The organism is Streptomyces alboniger, assembly GCF_008704395.1.
GTDB classification, from domain to species: Bacteria; Actinomycetota; Actinomycetes; order Streptomycetales; family Streptomycetaceae; genus Streptomyces; species Streptomyces alboniger.
Genome location: NZ_CP023695.1, coordinates 3,740,383 through 3,762,307 on the forward strand (window position 1 = coordinate 3,740,383; position 21,925 = coordinate 3,762,307).

9 protein-coding genes and 2 rRNA genes are annotated in these 21,925 nt (G+C 69.0%); 4 read left to right on the forward strand and 7 right to left on the reverse strand.

All coding sequences use genetic code 11. The annotated features are described in order from the left end of the window. Positions 1-3: 3 nt before the first annotated feature. The 3 genes from CP975_RS16570 to CP975_RS16585 form a co-directional block, all read right to left on the reverse strand. Positions 4-3,128: ribosomal RNA gene (locus tag CP975_RS16570) — 23S ribosomal RNA — on the reverse strand. 311 nt (positions 3,129-3,439) lie between these two features. Then, positions 3,440-4,965, reverse strand: a 16S ribosomal RNA gene (locus CP975_RS16575). The 16S and 23S rRNA genes sit together here, the layout of an rRNA operon. Positions 4,966-5,607: 642 nt before the next feature. Then, the gene (locus CP975_RS16585) at positions 5,608-6,156 is read right to left on the reverse strand and encodes a MarR family winged helix-turn-helix transcriptional regulator (RefSeq protein WP_055536072.1); all 549 of its coding nucleotides are present in this window, start codon (positions 6,154-6,156) and stop codon (positions 5,608-5,610) included. Positions 6,157-6,278: 122 nt separating this feature from the next. Here CP975_RS16585 and CP975_RS16590 point away from each other — a divergent pair, with 122 nt between their 5' ends. After that, positions 6,279-7,562 carry an MFS transporter gene (locus CP975_RS16590; protein WP_150477050.1) on the forward strand — a complete coding sequence of 428 codons (1,284 nt, stop codon included), beginning with the start codon at positions 6,279-6,281 and terminating at the stop codon, positions 7,560-7,562. Positions 7,563-7,568: 6 nt separating this feature from the next. Here CP975_RS16590 and CP975_RS16595 read toward each other — a convergent pair whose 3' ends face one another. Together CP975_RS16595 and CP975_RS16600 are read right to left on the reverse strand one after the other, a co-directional pair. After that, positions 7,569-9,239: an ATP-binding SpoIIE family protein phosphatase gene (locus tag CP975_RS16595; protein ID WP_055536074.1), complete on the reverse strand. Its 1,671-nt coding sequence runs from the start codon at positions 9,237-9,239 to the stop codon at positions 7,569-7,571. A 183-nt stretch (positions 9,240-9,422) separates the two neighbouring features. Further along, positions 9,423-10,781 (reverse strand): NAD(P)/FAD-dependent oxidoreductase, encoded by a 1,359-nt coding sequence (locus tag CP975_RS16600; protein WP_055536075.1) that lies wholly within the window; start codon positions 10,779-10,781, stop codon positions 9,423-9,425. A 373-nt stretch (positions 10,782-11,154) separates the two neighbouring features. Between CP975_RS16600 and CP975_RS16605 the strand changes: the two genes are divergently transcribed. Together CP975_RS16605 and CP975_RS16610 are read left to right on the forward strand one after the other, a co-directional pair. After that, on the forward strand, positions 11,155-11,925 hold the full coding sequence (locus CP975_RS16605) for a TetR/AcrR family transcriptional regulator (RefSeq protein WP_055536289.1): 771 nt from the start codon (positions 11,155-11,157) through the stop codon (positions 11,923-11,925). A gap of 201 nt (positions 11,926-12,126) precedes the next feature. Continuing rightward, the gene (locus CP975_RS16610; RefSeq protein ID WP_150477051.1) at positions 12,127-14,019 is read left to right on the forward strand and encodes a sigma-70 family RNA polymerase sigma factor; all 1,893 of its coding nucleotides are present in this window, start codon (positions 12,127-12,129) and stop codon (positions 14,017-14,019) included. On the opposite strand, the gene CP975_RS16615 is transcribed toward CP975_RS16610, so the two are convergent. Together CP975_RS16615 and CP975_RS16620 are read right to left on the reverse strand one after the other, a co-directional pair. Beyond that, positions 14,016-17,456 carry an AfsR/SARP family transcriptional regulator gene (locus CP975_RS16615; RefSeq protein ID WP_150477052.1) on the reverse strand — a complete coding sequence of 1,147 codons (3,441 nt, stop codon included), beginning with the start codon at positions 17,454-17,456 and terminating at the stop codon, positions 14,016-14,018. The two genes, CP975_RS16610 and CP975_RS16615, sit on opposite strands and share 4 nt — an antisense overlap. Before the next feature lie 129 nt (positions 17,457-17,585). Then, entirely contained in the window at positions 17,586-19,670 is a 2,085-nt protein-coding gene (locus tag CP975_RS16620; RefSeq protein ID WP_150477053.1) for an asparagine synthase-related protein, read from the reverse strand. 761 nt (positions 19,671-20,431) lie between these two features. Here CP975_RS16620 and CP975_RS16625 point away from each other — a divergent pair. Next, positions 20,432-21,877 carry an NsdA family TPR-like regulatory protein gene (locus CP975_RS16625; protein WP_030790252.1) on the forward strand — a complete coding sequence of 482 codons (1,446 nt, stop codon included), beginning with the start codon at positions 20,432-20,434 and terminating at the stop codon, positions 21,875-21,877. Positions 21,878-21,925 lie beyond the last annotated feature (48 nt).

Consider the following 21,925-nt stretch of genomic DNA (forward strand, 5'->3'; position numbering starts at 1 on the left):
ACTGAGGACAAGCCCTCGGCCTATTAGTACCAGTCACCTCCACCCGTTACCGGGCTTCCAGATCTGGCCTATCAACCCAGTCGTCTACTGGGAGCCTTAACCCCTCAAAGGGGGTGGGAATACTCATCTCGAAGCAGGCTTCCCGCTTAGATGCTTTCAGCGGTTATCCTTTCCGAACGTAGCCAACCAGCCATGCCCTTGGCAGGACAACTGGCACACCAGAGGTTCGTCCGTCCCGGTCCTCTCGTACTAGGGACAGCCCTTCTCAATATTCCTACGCGCACAGAGGATAGGGACCGAACTGTCTCACGACGTTCTAAACCCAGCTCGCGTACCGCTTTAATGGGCGAACAGCCCAACCCTTGGGACCGACTCCAGCCCCAGGATGCGACGAGCCGACATCGAGGTGCCAAACCATCCCGTCGATATGGACTCTTGGGGAAGATCAGCCTGTTATCCCCGGGGTACCTTTTATCCGTTGAGCGACGGCGCTTCCACAAGCCACCGCCGGATCACTAGTCCCGACTTTCGTCCCTGCTCGACCCGTCGGTCTCACAGTCAAGCTCCCTTGTGCACTTACACTCAACACCTGATTACCAACCAGGCTGAGGGAACCTTTGGGCGCCTCCGTTACTCTTTGGGAGGCAACCGCCCCAGTTAAACTACCCATCAGACACTGTCCCTGATCCGGATCACGGACCGAGGTTAGACATCCAGCACGACCAGAGTGGTATTTCAACGGCGACTCCACGAACACTGGCGTGCCCGCTTCAAAGTCTCCCACCTATCCTACACAAGCCGAACCGAACACCAATATCAAACTGTAGTAAAGGTCCCGGGGTCTTTCCGTCCTTCTGCGCGAAACGAGCATCTTTACTCGTAGTGCAATTTCACCGGGCCTATGGTTGAGACAGTCGAGAAGTCGTTACGCCATTCGTGCAGGTCGGAACTTACCCGACAAGGAATTTCGCTACCTTAGGATGGTTATAGTTACCACCGCCGTTTACTGGCGCTTAAGTTCTCAGCTTCGCACACCCGAAAGTGCACTAACCGGTCCCCTTAACGTTCCAGCACCGGGCAGGCGTCAGTCCGTATACATCGCCTTACGGCTTCGCACGGACCTGTGTTTTTAGTAAACAGTCGCTTCTCGCTGGTCTCTGCGGCCACCCCCAGCTCACGGAGTAAATCCGATCACCAGTGATGGCCCCCCTTCTCCCGAAGTTACGGGGGCATTTTGCCGAGTTCCTTAACCATAGTTCACCCGAACGCCTCGGTATTCTCTACCTGACCACCTGAGTCGGTTTAGGGTACGGGCCGCCATGAAACTCGCTAGAGGCTTTTCTCGACAGCATAGGATCATCCACTTCACCACAATCGGCTCGGCATCAGGTCTCAGCCTTAATGTGCGACGGATTTACCTATCACACGGCCTACACCCTTACCCCGGGACAACCACCGCCCGGGCTGGACTACCTTCCTGCGTCACCCCATCACTCACCTACTACAAGTCTGGTCCGTCGGCTCCACCACTTTCCTTTCCCCGAAGGGTCCGGAACGGCTTCACGGACTTAGCATCGCCTGATTCAATGTTTGACGCTTCACAGCGGGTACCGGAATATCAACCGGTTATCCATCGACTACGCCTGTCGGCCTCGCCTTAGGTCCCGACTTACCCTGGGCAGATCAGCTTGACCCAGGAACCCTTAGTCAATCGGCGCACACGTTTCTCACGTATGTATCGCTACTCATGCCTGCATTCTCACTCGTGAACCGTCCACCACTGCCTTCCGGCGCAGCTTCACCCGGCACACGACGCTCCCCTACCCATCCCAGCAGGCGTTGGCCCTATATGCTGGAATGACACGACTTCGGCGGTACGCTTGAGCCCCGCTACATTGTCGGCGCGGAATCACTAGACCAGTGAGCTATTACGCACTCTTTCAAGGGTGGCTGCTTCTAAGCCAACCTCCTGGTTGTCTCTGCGACTCCACATCCTTTCCCACTTAGCGTACGCTTAGGGGCCTTAGTCGATGCTCTGGGCTGTTTCCCTCTCGACCATGGAGCTTATCCCCCACAGTCTCACTGCCGTGCTCTCACTTACCGGCATTCGGAGTTTGGCTAAGGTCAGTAACCCGGTAGGGCCCATCGCCTATCCAGTGCTCTACCTCCGGCAAGAAACACACGACGCTGCACCTAAATGCATTTCGGGGAGAACCAGCTATCACGGAGTTTGATTGGCCTTTCACCCCTAACCACAGGTCATCCCCCAGGTTTTCAACCCTGGTGGGTTCGGTCCTCCACGACCTCTTACAGCCGCTTCAACCTGCCCATGGCTAGATCACTCCGCTTCGGGTCTTGAGCGCGCTACTAAACCGCCCTATTCGGACTCGCTTTCGCTACGGCTTCCCCACACGGGTTAACCTCGCAACACACCGCAAACTCGCAGGCTCATTCTTCAAAAGGCACGCAGTCACGAGACACCAAGCAAGCTTGATGTCCGACGCTCCCACGGCTTGTAGGCACACGGTTTCAGGTACTATTTCACTCCGCTCCCGCGGTACTTTTCACCATTCCCTCACGGTACTATCCGCTATCGGTCACCAGGGAATATTTAGGCTTAACGGGTGGTCCCGCCAGATTCACACGGGATTTCTCGGGCCCCGTGCTACTTGGGTGTCTCTCAAACGAGCCGCTGATGTTTCGACTACGGGGGTCTTACCCTCTACGCCGGACCTTTCGCATGTCCTTCGCCTACATCAACGGTTTCTGACTCGTCTCACAGCCGGCAGACTGTGAAAGAGAGATCCCACAACCCCGCATACGCAACCCCTGCCGGGTCTCACACGTATACGGTTTGGCCTCATCCGGTTTCGCTCGCCACTACTCCCGGAATCACGGTTGTTTTCTCTTCCTGCGGGTACTGAGATGTTTCACTTCCCCGCGTTCCCTCCACACTGCCTATGTGTTCAGCAGCGGGTGACAGCCCATGACGACTGCCGGGTTTCCCCATTCGGAAACCCCCGGATCAAAGCCTGGTTGACGACTCCCCGGGGACTATCGTGGCCTCCCACGTCCTTCATCGGTTCCTGGTGCCAAGGCATCCACCGTGCGCCCTTAAAAACTTGGCCACAGATGCTCGCGTCCACTGTGCAGTTCTCAAACAACGACCAACCACCCATCACAGCCCGCCGAAGCGAACCTTCACTGGGGTCGGCATTGAGGTCGGGAACAAGCCCGTACCCTCAGATACCCAACAGCGTGCCCGACCGAGTCCCGTCCGAAGATCATGCTTTCCACGCTCTTGCGAGCAGTACTTGCAGCCTCCGACCCGTGAACCAGGCCGAGTAGTCAACGTTCCACCCATGAGCAACCACCGTCGATCGTTTGCCGACGTAGTGGCCTCTGAACCAAGCAAGCTTGGCTTAGAAGTGCTCCTTAGAAAGGAGGTGATCCAGCCGCACCTTCCGGTACGGCTACCTTGTTACGACTTCGTCCCAATCGCCAGTCCCACCTTCGACAGCTCCCTCCCACAAGGGGTTGGGCCACCGGCTTCGGGTGTTACCGACTTTCGTGACGTGACGGGCGGTGTGTACAAGGCCCGGGAACGTATTCACCGCAGCAATGCTGATCTGCGATTACTAGCAACTCCGACTTCATGGGGTCGAGTTGCAGACCCCAATCCGAACTGAGACAGGCTTTTTGAGATTCGCTCCACCTCACGGTATCGCAGCTCATTGTACCTGCCATTGTAGCACGTGTGCAGCCCAAGACATAAGGGGCATGATGACTTGACGTCGTCCCCACCTTCCTCCGAGTTGACCCCGGCGGTCTTCTGTGAGTCCCCATCACCCCGAAGGGCATGCTGGCAACACAGAACAAGGGTTGCGCTCGTTGCGGGACTTAACCCAACATCTCACGACACGAGCTGACGACAGCCATGCACCACCTGTACACCGACCACAAGGGGGGCACCATCTCTGATGCTTTCCGGTGTATGTCAAGCCTTGGTAAGGTTCTTCGCGTTGCGTCGAATTAAGCCACATGCTCCGCTGCTTGTGCGGGCCCCCGTCAATTCCTTTGAGTTTTAGCCTTGCGGCCGTACTCCCCAGGCGGGGAACTTAATGCGTTAGCTGCGGCACCGACGACGTGGAATGTCGCCAACACCTAGTTCCCACCGTTTACGGCGTGGACTACCAGGGTATCTAATCCTGTTCGCTCCCCACGCTTTCGCTCCTCAGCGTCAGTAATGGCCCAGAGATCCGCCTTCGCCACCGGTGTTCCTCCTGATATCTGCGCATTTCACCGCTACACCAGGAATTCCGATCTCCCCTACCACACTCTAGCTAGCCCGTATCGAATGCAGACCCGGGGTTAAGCCCCGGGCTTTCACACCCGACGTGACAAGCCGCCTACGAGCTCTTTACGCCCAATAATTCCGGACAACGCTTGCGCCCTACGTATTACCGCGGCTGCTGGCACGTAGTTAGCCGGCGCTTCTTCTGCAGGTACCGTCACTTTCGCTTCTTCCCTGCTGAAAGAGGTTTACAACCCGAAGGCCGTCATCCCTCACGCGGCGTCGCTGCATCAGGCTTTCGCCCATTGTGCAATATTCCCCACTGCTGCCTCCCGTAGGAGTCTGGGCCGTGTCTCAGTCCCAGTGTGGCCGGTCGCCCTCTCAGGCCGGCTACCCGTCGTCGCCTTGGTGAGCCATTACCTCACCAACAAGCTGATAGGCCGCGGGCTCATCCTTCACCGCCGGAGCTTTTAACCTCCACCCAGGAGAGTGGAGGTGTTATCCGGTATTAGACCCCGTTTCCAGGGCTTGTCCCAGAGTGAAGGGCAGATTGCCCACGTGTTACTCACCCGTTCGCCACTAATCCACCCCGAAGGGCTTCATCGTTCGACTTGCATGTGTTAAGCACGCCGCCAGCGTTCGTCCTGAGCCAGGATCAAACTCTCCGTGAATGTTCTCCCGTAATCGGGATGACACCACGAGAGCGGAACGGTCGGGAGGAATAATCCCGTCCGTTCACAGCGTCCTCGCTGTGTTTTTTCAAAGGAACCGCGTCCCAGCTGATGCTGGAGACGGGGTTATCAACATATCTGGCGTTGACTTTTGGCACGCTGTTGAGTTCTCAAGGAACGGACGCTTCCTTTGTACTCACCCTCTCGGGCTTTCCTCCGGGCGCTTCCCTTCGGTGTTTCTTTTGTTGTTGCGTTTCCGACTCTATCAGACTCTTTCGTGTCCGATTTCCTCGGTGCCTTTCCGGTTCCCGCTCCAGCCTTTCGGCTTTCGCGTTTCCCTTTCCGGCGGTTCCGACTCTATCAGATCCTTGCGGGCCTGACTCCCAGTCGAATGTGGGTTGTCCTCGCGGCTGTTGGGCCGTTCCGACGTCCCAAACTCTAGCGGGTTTTCCCGGCGACTCATAATCGAGTCCTGGAATTGAATTCGGGCATGCCGAATGCGTTCCGTTGGGAGGTTGTGCTGAGTTGGGTTTGCCGCTCGATCAGCGGCGGAGGTGCGGCCGCAGAACCGTTACGGCTCCGTGGCAACCCGAAGAACCTTACGGGTCGGTTGGGTGACTGTCAACCCCCACCCAGCGGCCTTCAGTCAAGGTCCGTCAGGCGTCCGCCGGCGTCCGGCTGGGCGTGCTCCACGCGGCGCAGCAGCCGGGTCAGCAGCTCGTCCAGGACGCCGCGCTCGTCGTCGGACAGGTCCTGGAGGAGGTCCTCCTCGAAGACCGTGGCAAGGCGCATCGCCTCCAGCCACTTCTCGCGGCCCTCCGCGGTCAGCTCCACGATGACGCGCACGCGGTTCGTCTCGTCGCGGTCGCGGGTGACCAGACCCTCCCCCACCATGCGGTCGATGCGGTGGGTCATGGCGGCGGGCGTGAGGCCGAGCCGCTTGGCAAGGTCGCCGGGGCCCATTTGGTACGGGGCTCCGGAGAGGACGAGGGCCTTGAGGACCTCCCACTCGGCGTTGCTGATGCCGAGCGTCGCGGTCTGGCGGCCGTAGGCCACGTTCATACGGCGGTTCAGGCGGCCGAGGGCCGAGACGATCTTCTCGACCTGGGGGTCGAGGTCCTGGAACTCGCGCTGGTACGCGGCGATCTGCTCTTCAAGTGTCGGCTCACTTGGGCCGGGGGTGTCACCCATGGCCGCAGTATGGCACGCCCCCACTTGGCATTGAAGTCCTTCAGTGTGTACTGTTTAGATCCTAACTTTAGCTTCGAAGTCTTCACTTCTAACTCCTAAGGCAGGTGAAAGTGACCAGGGCGATGGGCGCAGCGATGCGTCGTATCCAGGCAGGCAGCGCGCTGAGCGCGTTCGGCATCGGGTTCACGGTTCCGTTCCTCTACGTCTATGTGGCGCAGGTGCGGGAGCTGGGGGCCAGTACGGCGGGCATCGTGCTGGCCGCCTTCGCCATGGCCGCGCTGATCGTCCTGCCCATCACCGGCCGCGTCATCGATCGGCGCGGCCCGCTGCCCGTACTCGTGGGCGCGGCAGTCGTCGCCTCCGTGGGCGCGGTCGCGCTCGGCGTCGCGAACAGTGAGACGACGGCGATCCTGTCCGCCGCCCTGCTCGGCGCGGGCACCGCGGTCATGCAGCCGGCGCTCGCGACGATGATCGTCTGGTCGTCGACGCCGGCGACCCGTACGCGCTCCTTCGCGATGCAGTTCTTCCTCCAGAACCTGGGTCTCGGCATCGGCGGCCTCATCGGCGGCCAGATCGTCGACGAGCACCGGCCGAGCAGCTTCACCCTGCTGTTCTCCATCGAGTCCGTGATGTTCCTGGTGCTCGCGGCGATCGCGCTGACCGTGCGGCTGCCGCACGCGCCGTCCATCCAGGACGCGATGCCCACGGACGGCGCTCCCCGGGGCGGGCTGCGCGCGCTCCTGAAGCACAAGGCCATGGTGCAGCTGTGCGTCCTCGGCTTCGTGCTCTTCTTCGCCTGCTACGGGCAGTTCGAGTCGGGTCTTTCCGCGTACGGCGTGGAGGCCGCGGGGATCTCGCCGTCGACGCTCGGCATCGCGCTCGCCGCCAACACGGCGATGATCGTGCTCGCGCAGTTCGCGGTCCTGAAGTTCGTCGAGCGGCGCAAGCGGTCCCGGGTGATCGCGTCCGTCGGTCTGATCTGGGCCTTCGCGTGGATCCTCGCGGGGTACGCGGGGCTCGGGCACGGCAGCCAGGCGATGGCGACCGCGGCGTTCGTCTCGACGTACGCCCTGTTCGGGCTCGGTGAGGCGATGCTGTCGCCGACCGTCGCGCCGCTGGTCGCGGACCTGGCGCCGGGCGGCATGGTCGGGCAGTACAACTCGGCCTTCGCCCTGGTGAAGCAGCTGGCCCTCGCGGTCGGTCCGGCCGTGGGCGGTCCGATGGGTGCCGCGCTGCACGCGCCGTACATCGTGACGTTCGTACTGTTCTCGCTCGGCATCACGGTGCTGGCGGTGCGGATGGGACGTCAGCTCACTCCGGTGCAGAACCAGCCTTCGCTGGCCAAGAGCCCTGTGGTGGCGCAGGGCGGCCCTGCTACGGCCGTGCCGGCCAAGGCCGACGCGTAACGCGCACTACTTGGGAAGCGCGAACTCGCACCAGACGGCCTTGCCGCCGCCCGGTGTGCGGCGGCAGCCCCAGCTCGACGCGATCGTGGCGACGATGGCGATGCCGCGTCCCGCCTCGTCGGCCGGTTCGGCGCGGCGGCGGCGCGGCAGGTGGTCGTCACCGTCGGTGACCTCGATGATCAGACGGCGGTCGGTGCGGCGCAGACGGAGCCGCATCGGCGGGGTGCCGTGCTGGAGGGAGTTGGCGACCAGTTCGCTGGCCGCGAGGACGCCCAGGTCGTGCAGTTCCGGGGAGAAGCGCCAGCTGGCCAGCACGCCTGTGGCGAAGGCACGCGCGCGTGGCGCCGCTTCGACGCCGCCGAGCAGCTCCAGGGCGGCGTTTCTGAACAGTTCGGCGTCCGAGCCGATGCGGGCGGGGTGCTGGAGGACGAGGACCGCGACGTCGTCGTCGTGGTCGGCCGTCACCCCGAGGGCGCGGATGAGGCGGTCGCACACCACCTGGGGCGTGCCGGTGGCGCCGGCCAGGGCGCGCTCCAGGGAGGCCACGCCTTCGTAGATGTCCTCGCTGCGCCGCTCGACCAGGCCGTCCGTGTAGAGGACGGCCGTCGATCCGGGGGCGAGCGGCACGGAGCCCGAGGTGTGCAGCCAGCCGCCGGTGCCGAGCGGGGGTCCGGTGGGCTTCTCGGCGCGGTGGATGGTGCCGTTCTCGTCGCGTACGAGGATGGGCAGGTGCCCGGCGGACGCGTAGACGAGGCTTCCTTCGTTCGGATCGTGTACGGCGTAGACGCAGGTGGCGATCTGGCTGGCGTCGATCTCGGAGGCGAGGCCGTCCAGGAGTTGCAGTACCTCGTGCGGGGGCAGGTCCAGGCGGGCGTAGGCGCGCACGGCCGTGCGGAGCTGGCCCATGACGGCCGCCGCGCGCACGCCGCGGCCCATCACGTCGCCGATGACGAGGGCGGTGCGGCCGCCGCCGAGGGTGATCACGTCGTACCAGTCGCCGCCGACCGCGGCCTCGGTGCCGCCCGGCTGGTAGGTGGCGGCGATGCGCAGGTCGTCGGGCTGTTCCAGTTCCTGGGGCAGCAGGGACTTCTGGAGGGTGACGGCCGTCTCGCGCTGGGCGCGCTCGCTGGCGCGCAGCCGCTCGGCGGCCTCGGCGTGGTCGGTGACGTCGGCGGCGAAGACAAGCACACCGCCGCCTTCCTCGGTGTCGGCCTCGGAGCCGCCCAGGGGCAGCGTCACGGGCGTGCAGGTGAAGGTGTACGAGCGTCCGCCGGGGGCCTTGCGGGACTTGACGGTGCGCGGCTTCGCGCTGCGCAGGACCTGGTCCAGGAGGGGCAGCAGGCCCAGCTCGTCCAGTTCGGGCAGGGCCACGCGCGCGGGTTCGCCGATGGGGCGGGGGCCGAAGGCGGCGACGTACGCGTCGTTGACGTGGGCGATGCGGTGGTCGGCGCCGTGCACGAGGGCGACGAGGGCCGGGATGCGGTCGAGCACCTCGCGGACCGGCAGCTGGTCGATGCCGTCGGCGGGCGCGGGCGGGGTCCCGTCGGAGAGCCGCTCGGCGCGGGCCGCGGGGACGGAGCCGTCTCCTCGGGATGCCGTGGCGATCGCCTGTTCGGTCCGCGCTGCTGCGCGGCGCTGCGTTCCGGGGAGCCGGGCGCTCCAGCGCGTGAAGTTCACTGCGGTAGGCCTCGTGGTGTCGCTTCTGGATCGGGAACACAGCATGTCGAGGGCGGACGTCCCTGGTCGGCCTTGCGGCCGGACCATGGTCACACGAACAGTCTCGTCTGCCGGACTGACATCGGCCGGTCCGGACGGACATCCGTCAGACGTGGGTCCTGCGCGGGGAGTTCCTGACTCCGGTCAGGAGGACTCCTTCGGGCGCTCGCGCCCGGCCGCCAGTTCGAACTCCGCACGGGGGTGCTCAAGCGATCCGAGGGAGACGATCTCGCGTTTGAACAGTCCGGAGAGGGTCCATTCGGCGAGCACACGGGACTTGCGGTTGATGGTCGGCACTCTGCTCAAGTGGTAGACGCGGTGCATGAACCAGGCAGGGTAGCCCTTCAGCTTGCGTCCGTAGACGTGTGCGACACCTTTGTGCAGTCCCAGGGACGCTACGGAGCCGACGTATTTGTGCCGGTACTCCTGGAGGGGCCGCTCGCGCAGGGTCGCCACGATGTTGTCGCCGAGGACCTTGGCCTGGCGCACGGCGTGCTGGGCGTTGGGCGCGCACTCCTTGCCGGGCTCGTCCGCGGTGACGTCGGGGACCGCGGCGGCGTCTCCGGCCGCCCACGCGTGCGTGGCGCCTTCGACAGAGAGCTGTGCGGTGCACTTGAGGCGGCCGCGTTCGTTCAGCGGCAGGTCGGAGGCGGCGAGGACCGGGTGCGGTTTGACGCCCGCCGTCCACACGACGGTGCGGGTGGGGAAGCGGGAGCCGTCGCTCAGCACGGCGACACGGTCCTCGCAGGAGTCGAGGCGGGTCTCCAGGCGTACGTCGATATTGCGCCGTCGTAGCTCCCGCACGGTGTACTGGCCCATCTCCTCCCCGACCTCGGGGAGGATCCGCCCCGTCGCCTCGACGAGGATCCACTTCATGTCCTCGGCCTTGATGTTGTGGTAGTACCGGGAGGCGTAGCGCGCCATGTCCTCCAGCTCGCCGAGCGCCTCCACGCCCGCGTACCCGCCGCCCACGAAGACGAAGGTCAGGGCCGCGTCGCGGATCGCGGGGTCGCGGGTCGACGAGGCGATGTCCATCTGTTCGATGACGTGGTTGCGCAGCCCGATGGCCTCTTCGACGGTCTTGAAACCGATGGCGTACTCGGCGAGCCCGGGGACGGGCAGCGTGCGCGAGATGGAGCCGGGGGCCAGCACCAGTTCGTCGTACACGATGTCGACGGGGCCGGTGCCCTCCTCCTCGGTGGCGAGCGTGGTGAAGGTCGCGGTGCGCTTGGCGTGGGCGATCGACTCGACCTCGCCGATGACGACGCGGCACTGGTCGAGGACGCGGCGCAGCGGTACGACGACGTGGCGCGGCGAGATGTTGCCGGCCGCCGCTTCGGGCAGGAATGGCTGATACGTCATATACGGCTCGGGAGTGATCACGACGATCTCGGTCTCACCCCGCTTGAGCTCCGACTTCAGCTTCCGCTGGAGCCGCAGCGCGGTGTACATACCGACGTAGCCGCCGCCGACGACGAGAATGCGCACAGGTTCCTTCACCATCCCATGACGCACCCGGCTACAGAGTTTGTCCACAGGCCCGGCAATTTGTGTGACCGGTCGTGGTGCGCCCCCGGCGCCCGGCGGATTGCGCCGGAGCGCGGGAGGTGCGCAGGTCAGCGGGGGTGAGGGGGGTATGGAGACGGGGGACGATAAGGCCGGAAACGGTGCGTACTCCGATCGGGGGGCGCTCCGTGCGGAACCCACCTCTTCTGAATTGACTCAGGCTCAACTATGTTCGTGGGACGTCGGGGTGTCGGGGGATGCGCTCGTCGAGCCGAGTTTCCGGGCTCGCGGAAGGGTTCGCTCCTCACACGCCGGTTGACCAATGGCGGGGAGTCTCCGGGGGGAGACGTCATTAACCGGGGGAACGTGTATGACCATTCAGGAAACCCACTGGACTTCCGCTGCCGCGTCGGCATCAGCCGTCGGCCTCAGCGGGAACGGACGTGACATGGGGGAAGGAGCGCGCACGACACCGCTGCGTGTCGACGCACAGCGCAATCTCGAGCATGTACTTCGTGCGGCACGCGAGGTCTTCGGCGAGCTGGGGTACGGCGCGCCGATGGAAGACGTGGCGCGCCGCGCGCGGGTCGGTGTCGGCACCGTCTACCGCCGCTTCCCGAGCAAGGACGTACTGGTCAGGCGCATAGCCGAGGAGGAGACCTCCCGGCTGACCGACCAGGCGCGTGCCGCGCTCGGGCAGGAGGACGAGCCGTGGTCGGCGCTCTCGCGCTTCCTGCGGACGTCCGTGGCGTCGGGCGCGGGGCGGCTGCTGCCGCCGCAGGTGCTGCGGGTGAGCGTCGAGGACGGCGCGGCCGACGAGGACGAGGCGAGGGTGCCGCAGCAGCGCCAGCCCGCCCCGGACTCGCCCGAGCTGCGCCTCGTGGAACAGCGCCAGGCGCCGGCCGAGGAGTCGGTCCCGATGGGCGAGGACGCGGGGACGGCGACGCTCCTCGATGTCGTCGGCCGCCTCGTGGAGCGTGCCCGTGCGGCGGGCGAGCTGCGACCGGACGTGACCGTCTCGGACGTGCTCCTGGTGATAGCGACGGCGGCGCCCTCGCTGCCGGACGCGGCGCAGCAGGCCGCGGCCTCGTCGCGACTGCTGGACATCCTGCTCGAAGGGCTGCGGTCTCGGCCGTCGTAGCGGCACCCCAGACGGCGGAAGGCTCAACTCCGTTTATCACCGCGGTTGTTGAGTCTTCCCCGAATGGGTGAACGGTAGTGCTCCGTTGCGGGAAGTCACCTCGGACGAGTGGTTGCCTGTCATCCCTCGTGGCCCGAGCGCGGCCGTGTGCCACGCTTTCCCGGTGGTCGGGTCTGAGTGTGCAACCGGGGGCGTTCCGCGATGAGTGTTGACGGTCGGGACGAGCCGTCCACCGGCTTCGGCGAGGAGGCACCCTCGGCAAGCGGTGGCAAGGGGACCGGCGGGACGGCATCCGGCACGGCCCCCGGCCCCAGCGTGCCGCCGCAGCGTGAGGGCGGCACGGGAGCCGCCGCGCCCGGCGACGGGGAAGCGGCGCCGTCCGACGCCGACCTGATCTCGCGGATGCGGACGGGCGACGACTCCGCGTACGAAGAGCTGTACCGCAGGCACGCCGAAGCCGTCCGCCGCTACGCCGGCACCTGCTGCCGCGACGGCCACACCGCCGACGACCTCACCGCCGAGGTCTTCGCCCGCATGCTCCAGGCGGTACGCGGCGGCAGCGGGCCCGAGTACGCGGTGCGCGCCTATCTGCTGACCACGATCAGGCGCGTCGCCGCCGGGTGGACGAAGTCGGCCAGGCGGGAGCAGCTGGTCGACGACTTCGCGGTGTTCGCCGCGCAGGCCGCGCGCGGCACCGACGTGGGTGACGACGACACGCTGGACCTGGGCGCGGACGTCCGCGCGATGCACGAGGCCGAGCAGTCGATGGCCATGCAGGCCTTCCGGAGCCTGCCGGAGCGCTGGCAGGCCGTGCTGTGGCACACGGAGATCGAGGACGAGTCCCCGAGCGAGGTCGCCACGCTCTTCGGCCTCGACGCGAACGGCACGCGCGTGCTCGCGAGCCGCGCCCGCGAGGGCCTCAAGCAGGCCTACCTCCAGGCGCACGTGAGCGCCACCCTCACCGAGAGCGAGGAGTGCGCGCGCTACGCCGACCGCCTCGGCGCCTACGCCCGCGGCGGACTGCGCACCCGCGCCGAGCGGGGCCTGCGCAAGCACTTGGAGGAGTGCGCCAAGTGCCGTCTGGCCGCGGGCCAGATCAAGGAAGTCGCCAGCGGGATCCCCGCGGTCGTGCCGATCGCCGTCATCGGCTGGTTCGGTGCCGCCGGGTACGCGAAGGTGGCCGCGCTCGTCGGTTGCGGCACCGTGAGCGCGGGCGCCGCGGGAGCCGCCGGCACGGCGGCCACGGGCGGGGCCTCCGGAGGGTCGGCCGCGGGCGGAGCAGCCGCCGCCGAAGGGCTCGGCGCCCCCGCCAAGGCCGGTATCGCCGCGGGCGTCGTCGTGGCGGCCGGGGTCGCCGCGGCGATCGCCCTCACCGGTGGCGACGGCAAGCCCAAGGAGGACCGGCCGCCGAAGGCCAAGGAGCCCGCGGTGTCCGAGTCGATCGTGCCGCAGAAGCCGCCGCCCCTGAAGCCCAAGCCCTCTCCTCCGCTCCCCGCGGCGAAGCCGACCCCCAAGCCCACGCCGCCGCCCCCCACGCCGAAGCCTCCCGCCGAGGAGAAGCCCAAGCCGAAGCCGCCGCCACCGCCGCCACCTCCTCCTGAGCCCGAGCCCACCCCCCCGCCCGAGCCGACCCCGAAGCCACCGCCGCCGCCACCGGCCCCGGCGGTCTACCACTGGAGCGAGCTCCAGTACGGCACGGTGGGCGACGGCACCAAGCCCGAGATGCGGCTCGGCGAGAGCAGCTGGGTGTGGCAGCGCCGGGGCCTGTCGATCGACGACCGGCGCTACTCCCACGGCGTGACCGTGCACGGCAAGTCCTCCGTGACGATCGACCTCAACCGCAGCTGCACGACGTACGACGCGCTCGTCGGCGTCGACGACATGACGATGGAGCTGGGCGCGGTGCGCTTCTCCGTGTACGCGGACGGGGCGCGGCTGTGGCAGTCGCCGCTGATGAAGGGCGGTGACCCCGCGCTGCCCGTGCAGGTGAACCTCACGGGCCGCAAGACCATCCGCCTCGTCGTCGAGCCGCACACGCCCTTCTCCTCGGTGGCGCTCGCGGACTGGGCGCAGTCGCGGATGCGCTGCTTCTAGGGAGTCCCCGGCCCCGCTTGACCGGACGGGTCCGGGCCACCCATGGCCTCGGTCAGCTCCCTGAGCAGTTCGTCGATCGTGAGGTCGCCGCCGGCGGCGTACGCAGCCTCGTACCGCGTCGCGGTGAGGGCGGCCGTGGCGGCGGACATGACGCGGTCGGCGGCGGTCACCTCGGGCCGAGGGCGCGGATGGCCGCCCCGGAGGCGTGTGCCGACGGCCAGGAGGCGGACCGCGCGCACGTGGTCACCGAGGTCGCTCAGGAACGTGGCGCCCGTATCCACCAAGGACGCGACGATCACCTCGGAGCAGCGCGCGTTCACGGCCTCGCGCAGCGCGTCGGTCAGCTCGGGCAGGGCCGCCGCCGGGCCCGACTCGGCGGCGGTGACCCGGGCCTCCACACCGCGCACGGCCACGCTGAACTGCGGTGGCGGCGTGCCGTACGTCGACTCGCCGCGGGCAGCGGCGCACAGCCTGCCGGCCGCGGCCGGATCGCCGTCGTCCAGCGCCATCACCGCGCGCAACAGCCGTACGTACGAATGGGAGTCGGTCACGCCGTAGCGGTCGGCCTCGGTGCTCGCCTCGTCGAGGGTCTTCTCCGCCGCCTCCCGGTCGCCCTCCAGATACGAGATCTCGGCGAGCCTCGCCAGGAGGAACGGCGTCTCCGCGTACGCCCCCACTTCGTAGGCCAGGCGCAGCCCTTCCTCGTAGGCAGCGCGGGCCTCTCCGTGGCGGCTGCGGGCCATCGCCGCCTCGCCCGCGGCGCTGCTCACCTGGGCCCTTATCCACCGGTCGCCCACGCGTCCGCTGAGCGCACGCAGCTCGGCCAGGTCCTCGTCGACGCCCGAGAAGTTGCCGTTCATGTCGATGGCCATGTGCGCGCGGAACATGAGGATGACGCAGAGTTCCCAGTCGCCTCCGTAGCGGCGGCAGTTCTCGACCGCCTGGTCGACGGCGGGGCGGGTGTGGTCGTGCGTGCCGCCGGTGAAGAAGATCGTGAACGGCCAGATCAGCCCAGGGAACCGGGCGGACTCCGGACCGGGGCGTGCGAAGACGGCGCGCACCCGCTCGACGTACCTGTCCTTGGTCCAGCCGTCCTGGTCCGTTCGCGCGTCGGCGGGCAGGGTCTCCGTCACCAGGAAGAGGTGCAGCAGCCGCAGCTCCATCCACGGCCAGTAGAGCGGGTCGTCCTCGTCGGGCAGGCCCCAGGCGCCGTACGTGGCGCAGACGGGGGCCAGGCCGAGGACTCGGCTCATCCACTCGCAGCCCTCGCGGCGGAAGTTGCGCAGCCACCAGAACCAGCCGGTGTGCAGGGCGAGGGCGAGTGCCGTCGTCGTGTCGCGCGTCTCGACGGAGTGCTGGAGGGCCGCGCGGATGTTGTCCAGCTCCGTCTCCAGGCGTCTGATCCACGGCAGTTGCTCGGCGGTGCGCAGCAGGGGCTCGGCGCGCTCGACGAGCGCGCGGAAGTACGCGCTGTGGCGCCGGGCCGCGGCCGGGAGCAGGCCGGGGGTCTCGGCGGCGCGCTCGGCGGCGTACTCGTGGATGGTCTCCAGGAGGCGGTAGCGCATGCCTCCGTCCTCGGGCCCGGCGCCCGGGACCGCCACGATCAGGGACTTGTCGACGAGGGCGCCGATCAGTTCCGTGGCGGGACCGGTGCAGACCGCCTCGGCGGCGGGCAGGTCCCAGCTGCCCGCGAAGACGGACACCTCGCACAGCACGGTCCGCTCCGCCTCGCCGAGCAGGTCCCAGGACCAGTCGACGACGGCCCGCAGGGTCTGCTGGCGGGGCAGGACCGTGCGGCTGCCGCTGGTCAGGAGGCGGAAGCGGTCGTCGAGCCGGTCGGCGATCTGGCGCGGGGCGAGCAACCGCAGGCGGGCGGCGGCCAGTTCGATGGCGAGCGGCAGGCCGTCCAGGCGGCGGCAGATCTCGGCGACGGCCTCGGCGTCCTCCTCGGGGGCGAAGCCGGGCCGCACCGCCGCGGCCCGCTCGGCGAACAGGCGGTGTGCCGGGTCGGGCGGGAGCGGCTCGACCGGACGTACGGACTCGCCGGGCACGCCCAGGGGCTCGCGGCTGGTGGCGAGGATCGTGAGGCCGGGGCAGTGCGTGAGGAGTGTCTCGGCGAGCGCGGCGGCGGCGTCGATCACGTGTTCGCAGTTGTCAAGGATCAGGAGCAGCGCGCGCTGGGCGCAGTACTCGACGAGCAGGCCGAGCGGGTCGTCCTGCGGGACGGACAGTTCGCTGGTCATCAGCAGGGTCTCGCGCAGACCGAGCGCGCTGACGACAGCGCCGGGCACCGCCTCGGGGTGGTCGAGCGGGGCCAGCTCGGCCAGCCATGCCTGCGGATGCCCGGCGGCGGCTTCCTCGGCGAGGCGGGTCTTTCCGGAGCCGCCCGGTCCGGTGAGGGTGACGAGGCGGGCCCTGTGCAGATCCGAACGGATGGCGGCCAGCTCGGGTTCCCGTCCGACGAAAGAGGTCAAACGGTTGCGGATGTTCCCCTTACGGGCAGGTCCGGTACGGATGCTTGCCTGCTGGTGGGCGATCCGGTCGACCGCTCGTTCGCCTGCTGGACCTACTGGGCCTACTGGGCCTGCTGCGGGTTCGACTGACGGGCCGGCTGCCTGGTCGACTGCCCGCCCAACCGTCGTCTCAGCCGTCCACTCAGCCGCCCGCTCGGCCTGAGGCGGGGGGAGGGGCGGCGTCCTGCGCGGACGGGGAGCCGCTTCGGCCGGGGCGAGCAACTCTTCGTGCAGGGCGCGCAGTTCCGGCCCCGGATCGGCTCCGAGGCCCTCGGCGAGGGCGCGGCGCGCGTCCTCGTAGGCGGCGAGCGCGTCGGCCCCGCGCCCGGCGTCGCGCAGGGCGCGGATCAGCAGGGCGCGCACTGTCTCGTCGTACGGCTGGGCCGCGGTCAGTTCCCGCAGTTCCGGTACGACATCGGGCGCGCGGCCCAGCAGCAGGTCCGCCTCGATCCGCGCCCGGAGCACCTCCGCGCGCTGAGCCTCGGGGCGTGCGGCGGCGGCCCCGTCGGGCAGGTCGGCGAGGGCCGGGCCGCGCCACAGGGCGAGCGCGTCACGCAGGGCGCGGGCGGCGGGCGCGGGGTCGTCGCGGTCCAGGGCGGCCCTGCCCTCACGCGCGAGGCGTTCGAAGCGGTGCAGGTCGACGTCTTCGGGGGCGACGGCGAGGCGGTAGCCACCGGGGGCCGAGGCGACGGCGTCCTTGCCGAGGGCGCGGCGCAGCCGGCCGACGAGGGCCTGGAGGGCGGCTGGGGCGTCGGTCGGCGGATCGTCGGCCCAGACCTCGTCGATGAGGGCGCCGACGGTGACCGTGCGGTTCGCGTGCAGCGCCAGGGCGGCGAGCAGGGCGCGCAGCCGCTGGCCCCCTACGGGCAGGGGGGCGCCTTGCTCGTCGTACGCCTCGGTGGCGCCCAGGATTCCGTACCGCACCGGGCCATTCTCCCTGGCATGTCCCCTTAAGGCGCGCGCTTTAGGGGCGCACGCTCCAGGCGCGCGGTTTACGGCGCACGCCTCAGCGGCCCAGGCGGGTGAGCGGATCAACGCCCCGCCCCTGAGGCGTCAACGCCCCGCCCCCAGCGCGCCCCTCTCCGGAACCACGCTCCCCGTAGGGACGGCTCGTTGCCGTGCGGGAGTGCCCGTCCAGCACGTTCCCCTTCGCGACAGCAGCCTGCGCAGCCACAGCTCCGTGGAGACCAGGTCGGCCAGGCCGTCCAGCGGGAGCGGCTCCCCCTCCGCTGCCTCGCGCAGCGCCTTGCGGACGACGCGGGCCTCTACCAGGCCCGCCTGAGCGAGCAGCGGGGTGTCGAAGAGGGTGATCAGCTCGTCCACCGCCACGCGCAGGCCGGTGCGGGCGGCGGCCGCGTTCGAGGCGTGGGAGGGGGCACCCCAGCCGGAGGGCAGATCGGCGACCCCGGCGCCCTCCAGCACCGTGCGCAGGATCGCGGCCCGCGCCCCCGGCTGAACGCGCAGGGCCTCGGGAAGCGCACGGCACGCGCGGACGACCTGGTTGTCCAGGAAGGGCGCGTGCAGGCGCTGGAAGCGGACCTCGGCGGCCTGCTCCAGGATGCGGAGGTCGGCGGCGTGCCGGGCGAGGGCCGCACGCGCGCGGAACTCTCCGGGGCGCTGGCCGGGGCCGCCGGGGCGCATCGTCGTGTCGTTCAGCCGAACCGATACTTCAGCGAGGGCCTCGCCGGTCAGCCAGCGCGCGGCCGGGCCGGGTCTGGCCCACGCGAGGGCGGCGAGCGACGCCCCCACGGCTCCGCCCGGTTCGTCGAAGCGGCGGTGCAGCAGCCGCTCGGCGAGCGACTGGACGCCCGCGCGGTGCGGCATGCGGGCCAGCTTGCGCGCCGCGCCGTACACGCGCGCGGGGACCATCACCGAGCCGTCGGCCTTCGCCAGCGCGGCCACCGGACGCACGAGGTGGCGGCGCTTGCGGTCCATCAGGAGGTCGGCGAGCCGTGCCGGGTGGGCGTCGAGGACCTGTCGCGCCCCGTGGCCCGTGAAGTGGTCCGCGCTGCCCGAGGAGAGCCGGGCGCGGTGGCGCTGGGCGGTCACCAGGGTGCTGCTCGGTTCGTCCGTCAGGGGCCCTTCCAGGTCGGCGTAGGGCAGGGCGTCCTCGCCCCCGGCGACGACCACGTGGTGCAGGCGCGGGTTGGCGGCGATGGCACCGGCCCGTTCCAGTTCCGCCTCGCGGCCGTTGACGGCGAGGTCGTTGAAGGTGACGGCGAGGAGGCGCTCCCCGGCGCCGGTGCCATGGCCGAGGACCGTGCCGGGCATGCCGGGCAGACCGGCCGCGAGGAGGGCGAGGGTTCCTGACGCGGGTCCTCCGGAGAGGTCCGCTCCGATGCCCGGCACCGGCATGCCGCGGGCGGCGCGCCGCTCGGCGGGCCCCATGCCGGGCACCGGGCCGGGGTCGACGTCCGTGCCGGGCACGTGACGCGGGGCGGTGAGGCGGGCTCGTACCGCCTCCACGAGGGCGTCACGGACGCCGTCCACCGCGCTCGCCGCGTCGGCGGAGGGGGCGGCGACGGCGAGCGAGGCGACCGGCTCGTACCCGGCGACTTCCCGTGCGCCCGCGCGCAGGATCAGCGCGTGCCCCGGGGGCACGCGCCGCACACCCTGGTAGGGCGTCGAGTCGTGCAGTGCCTCGGGGACGTCGGGGGCGGCGAGCAGCGCCGCGAGGTGGCCGATGTCGAGGTGGGCCTCGATGAGGTCGGCCAGCGGCAGCGCGGCGGTGGCGTAGGCCGTACCGCCCGCCCAGGGGGTGTGGAAGACGGGGCGCGCGCCCGCGAGATCACCGGCGATCATGACGCGGCGGCCGACCTGGACGACCGCCGTATAGCTGCCGGACCAGGCAGTGAGGTGGCGCAGCGCGCCGCCGCGCGCGGCGAACAGGCCCACCCGCAGCTGCTCGTCGGAGGCTCCGCAGGTGCCGAGGACCGCGATGCGTGTCTGTTCGTCGACCTTCAGCGTCCGCACTTCGTCGGGCCGCCAGTCGCCGACCGCCCAGAGCGGGTCCGGGTCGCCCCACAGGAGCTGGGAGCCCACGGGGTGCACGGACTCGCCGTCGTCACCGGTGGCCCCGGCCGAGCCCACCACCGAGGGCCTCGCGGCGGTACTGCTCCACCCCACCAACCACCGCATCACTGCCTCCACAGGCTGTGGACGACCGTCGGCGAGGCGCCGAGAGGCACGGCCGACCAGTGCACCGAAGCACTGGGGTCCCATGCTGCCACGAAGGAGGCGCACGGGAGGGGCCGCGTGGCCGCTTGCGCGGCGGTGAATCCACCCTGCGAGGGCGGTAGTTGAAGGGCGGAAGATGCCCTTCTCCTTGCGCACGATTCCAGCGGGCCGGGGCACGCGTATGGCGCCCGGCTCGCGAATGGGCGAAATGCCCGATCCATCACATAGGCTATTTTCGGCCAAATCGGCCTGGGATGAGCCCAGGACGTCATCGTTGAAGGGCAACACACAGCCCGGGAGGCGGTGTTCGCCTCCCGGACCGGTCCGCCGCCCGCGGGGACGGAGGCGGCGGTGTCCCCCAGCCCACTGACTCCAGCGCAGCGGGCCGACCCACGCATCCCCAAGGGAAGCGCTCCCGCCATGGCCGCAGAAGAGCGCACGGACAGGCGCACGGCCACACACCGGGAGCACGCTCCGGGGCCCCTCGCGCTTCCGTACGGACAACAATCCCGCCATACGGAACTGCGCCTCTTAACGCTTGGGATGCGGCGAACTACGCTGTGTGTGCTGATGTTTTCGCGGAGGCATATACCTGGAGGATCGGCCAAACGCTCTTGCGGCCGGGATTCCGGCCACCGGGCCCACTGCCCCCGGGGGAACGCAGCACGAATGCCGTGCGGTCCAGTCATCGCCCGGCAGCCGTCTGTGTCGAGGGGTGGCGCATGTCCAGGGAGCAACGCGGGCCGAACGAAAAACTCGGCACCGTTCTCGCCCTCGCGGGAATCAGCAACGCGGGACTCGCACGCCGGGTCAACGACCTCGGCGCACAACGCGGGTTGACGCTTCGATACGACAAGACATCGGTGGCCCGCTGGGTGTCCAAGGGCATGGTGCCGCAGGGCGCCGCCCCGCACCTGATCGCGGCGGCCATCGGCCAGAAGCTCGGCCGCCCGGTGCCGCTGCACGAGATCGGCCTCGCGGACGCCGACCCGGCGCCCGAGGTCGGCCTCGCCTTCCCCCGTGATGTGGGGGCGGCCGTGAAGTCGGCCACCGAGCTGTACCGCCTCGATCTGGCGGGCCGCCGCGCGGGCGGCGGCATCTGGCAGTCCCTCGCGGGATCCTTCGCGGTCAGCGCGTACGCGACACCCGCCTCACGCTGGCTGATAACCCCGGCCGACAGCTCCGTGGCGCGCGACGCCTCGCGCGACGTGCCGCGGGACCTGGCGCACGCCGACGACGGCGGCGCGCCGATGAAGGTCGGCCACAGCGACGTGCTGAAGCTGCGGGAGGCCGCGGAGGACGCGCGGCGCTGGGACTCCAAGTACGGCGGCGGCGACTGGCGTTCCTCCATGGTCCCGGAGTGCCTGCGGGTCGAGGCGGCGCCGCTGCTGCTCGGCTCCTACTCCGACGAGGTGGGCCGCGCCCTCTTCGGAGCGTCCGCCGAGCTGACCCGCCTCGCCGGGTGGATGGCCTTCGACACCGGCCAGCAGGAGGCCGCCCAGCGCTACTACATCCAGGCGCTGCGGCTCGCCCGCGCGGCGGCCGACGTCCCCTTGGGGGGCTACGTCCTCGCCTCCATGTCCCTCCAGGCGACCTACCGCGGCTTCGGGGACGAGGGGGTCGACCTCGCGCAGGCCGCCCTGGAGCGCAACCGCGGGCTCGCGACGGCCCGCACCATGAGCTTCTTCCGCCTCGTCGAGGCGCGGGCACACGCGCGTGCCCATGACGCGCCGGCCGCGGGGGCGGCGCTGCGGGCCGCCGAGGGCTGGCTGGAGCGGGCCCGCGACGGCGACAACGACCCCTCCTGGCTCGGGTTCTACTCCTACGACCGCTTCGCCGCGGACGCCGCCGAGTGCTACCGCGACCTCAAGGCGCCCCGGCAGGTGCGGCGCTTCACGGAACAGGCGCTGTCCCGCCCCACCGAGGAGTTCGTACGGTCGCACGGCCTGCGCCTTGTCGTCTCGGCGGTCGCCGAGCTGGAGTCCGGCAACCTCGACGCGGCCTGCGAGCAGGGCACGCGCGCGCTGGAGGTCGCCGGGCGCATCTCCTCCGCGAGGACCACGGAGTACGTGCGCGACCTCCTGCACCGCCTGGAGCCGTACGGGGACGAGCCCCGGGTCGTCGAGCTGCGCGAGCGGGCCCGCCCGCTGCTGATGGCACCCGCGTAGAGGCGCAGAGTGGGGCATATCGTCCGCACGCATCCACCCCAGGTTTGA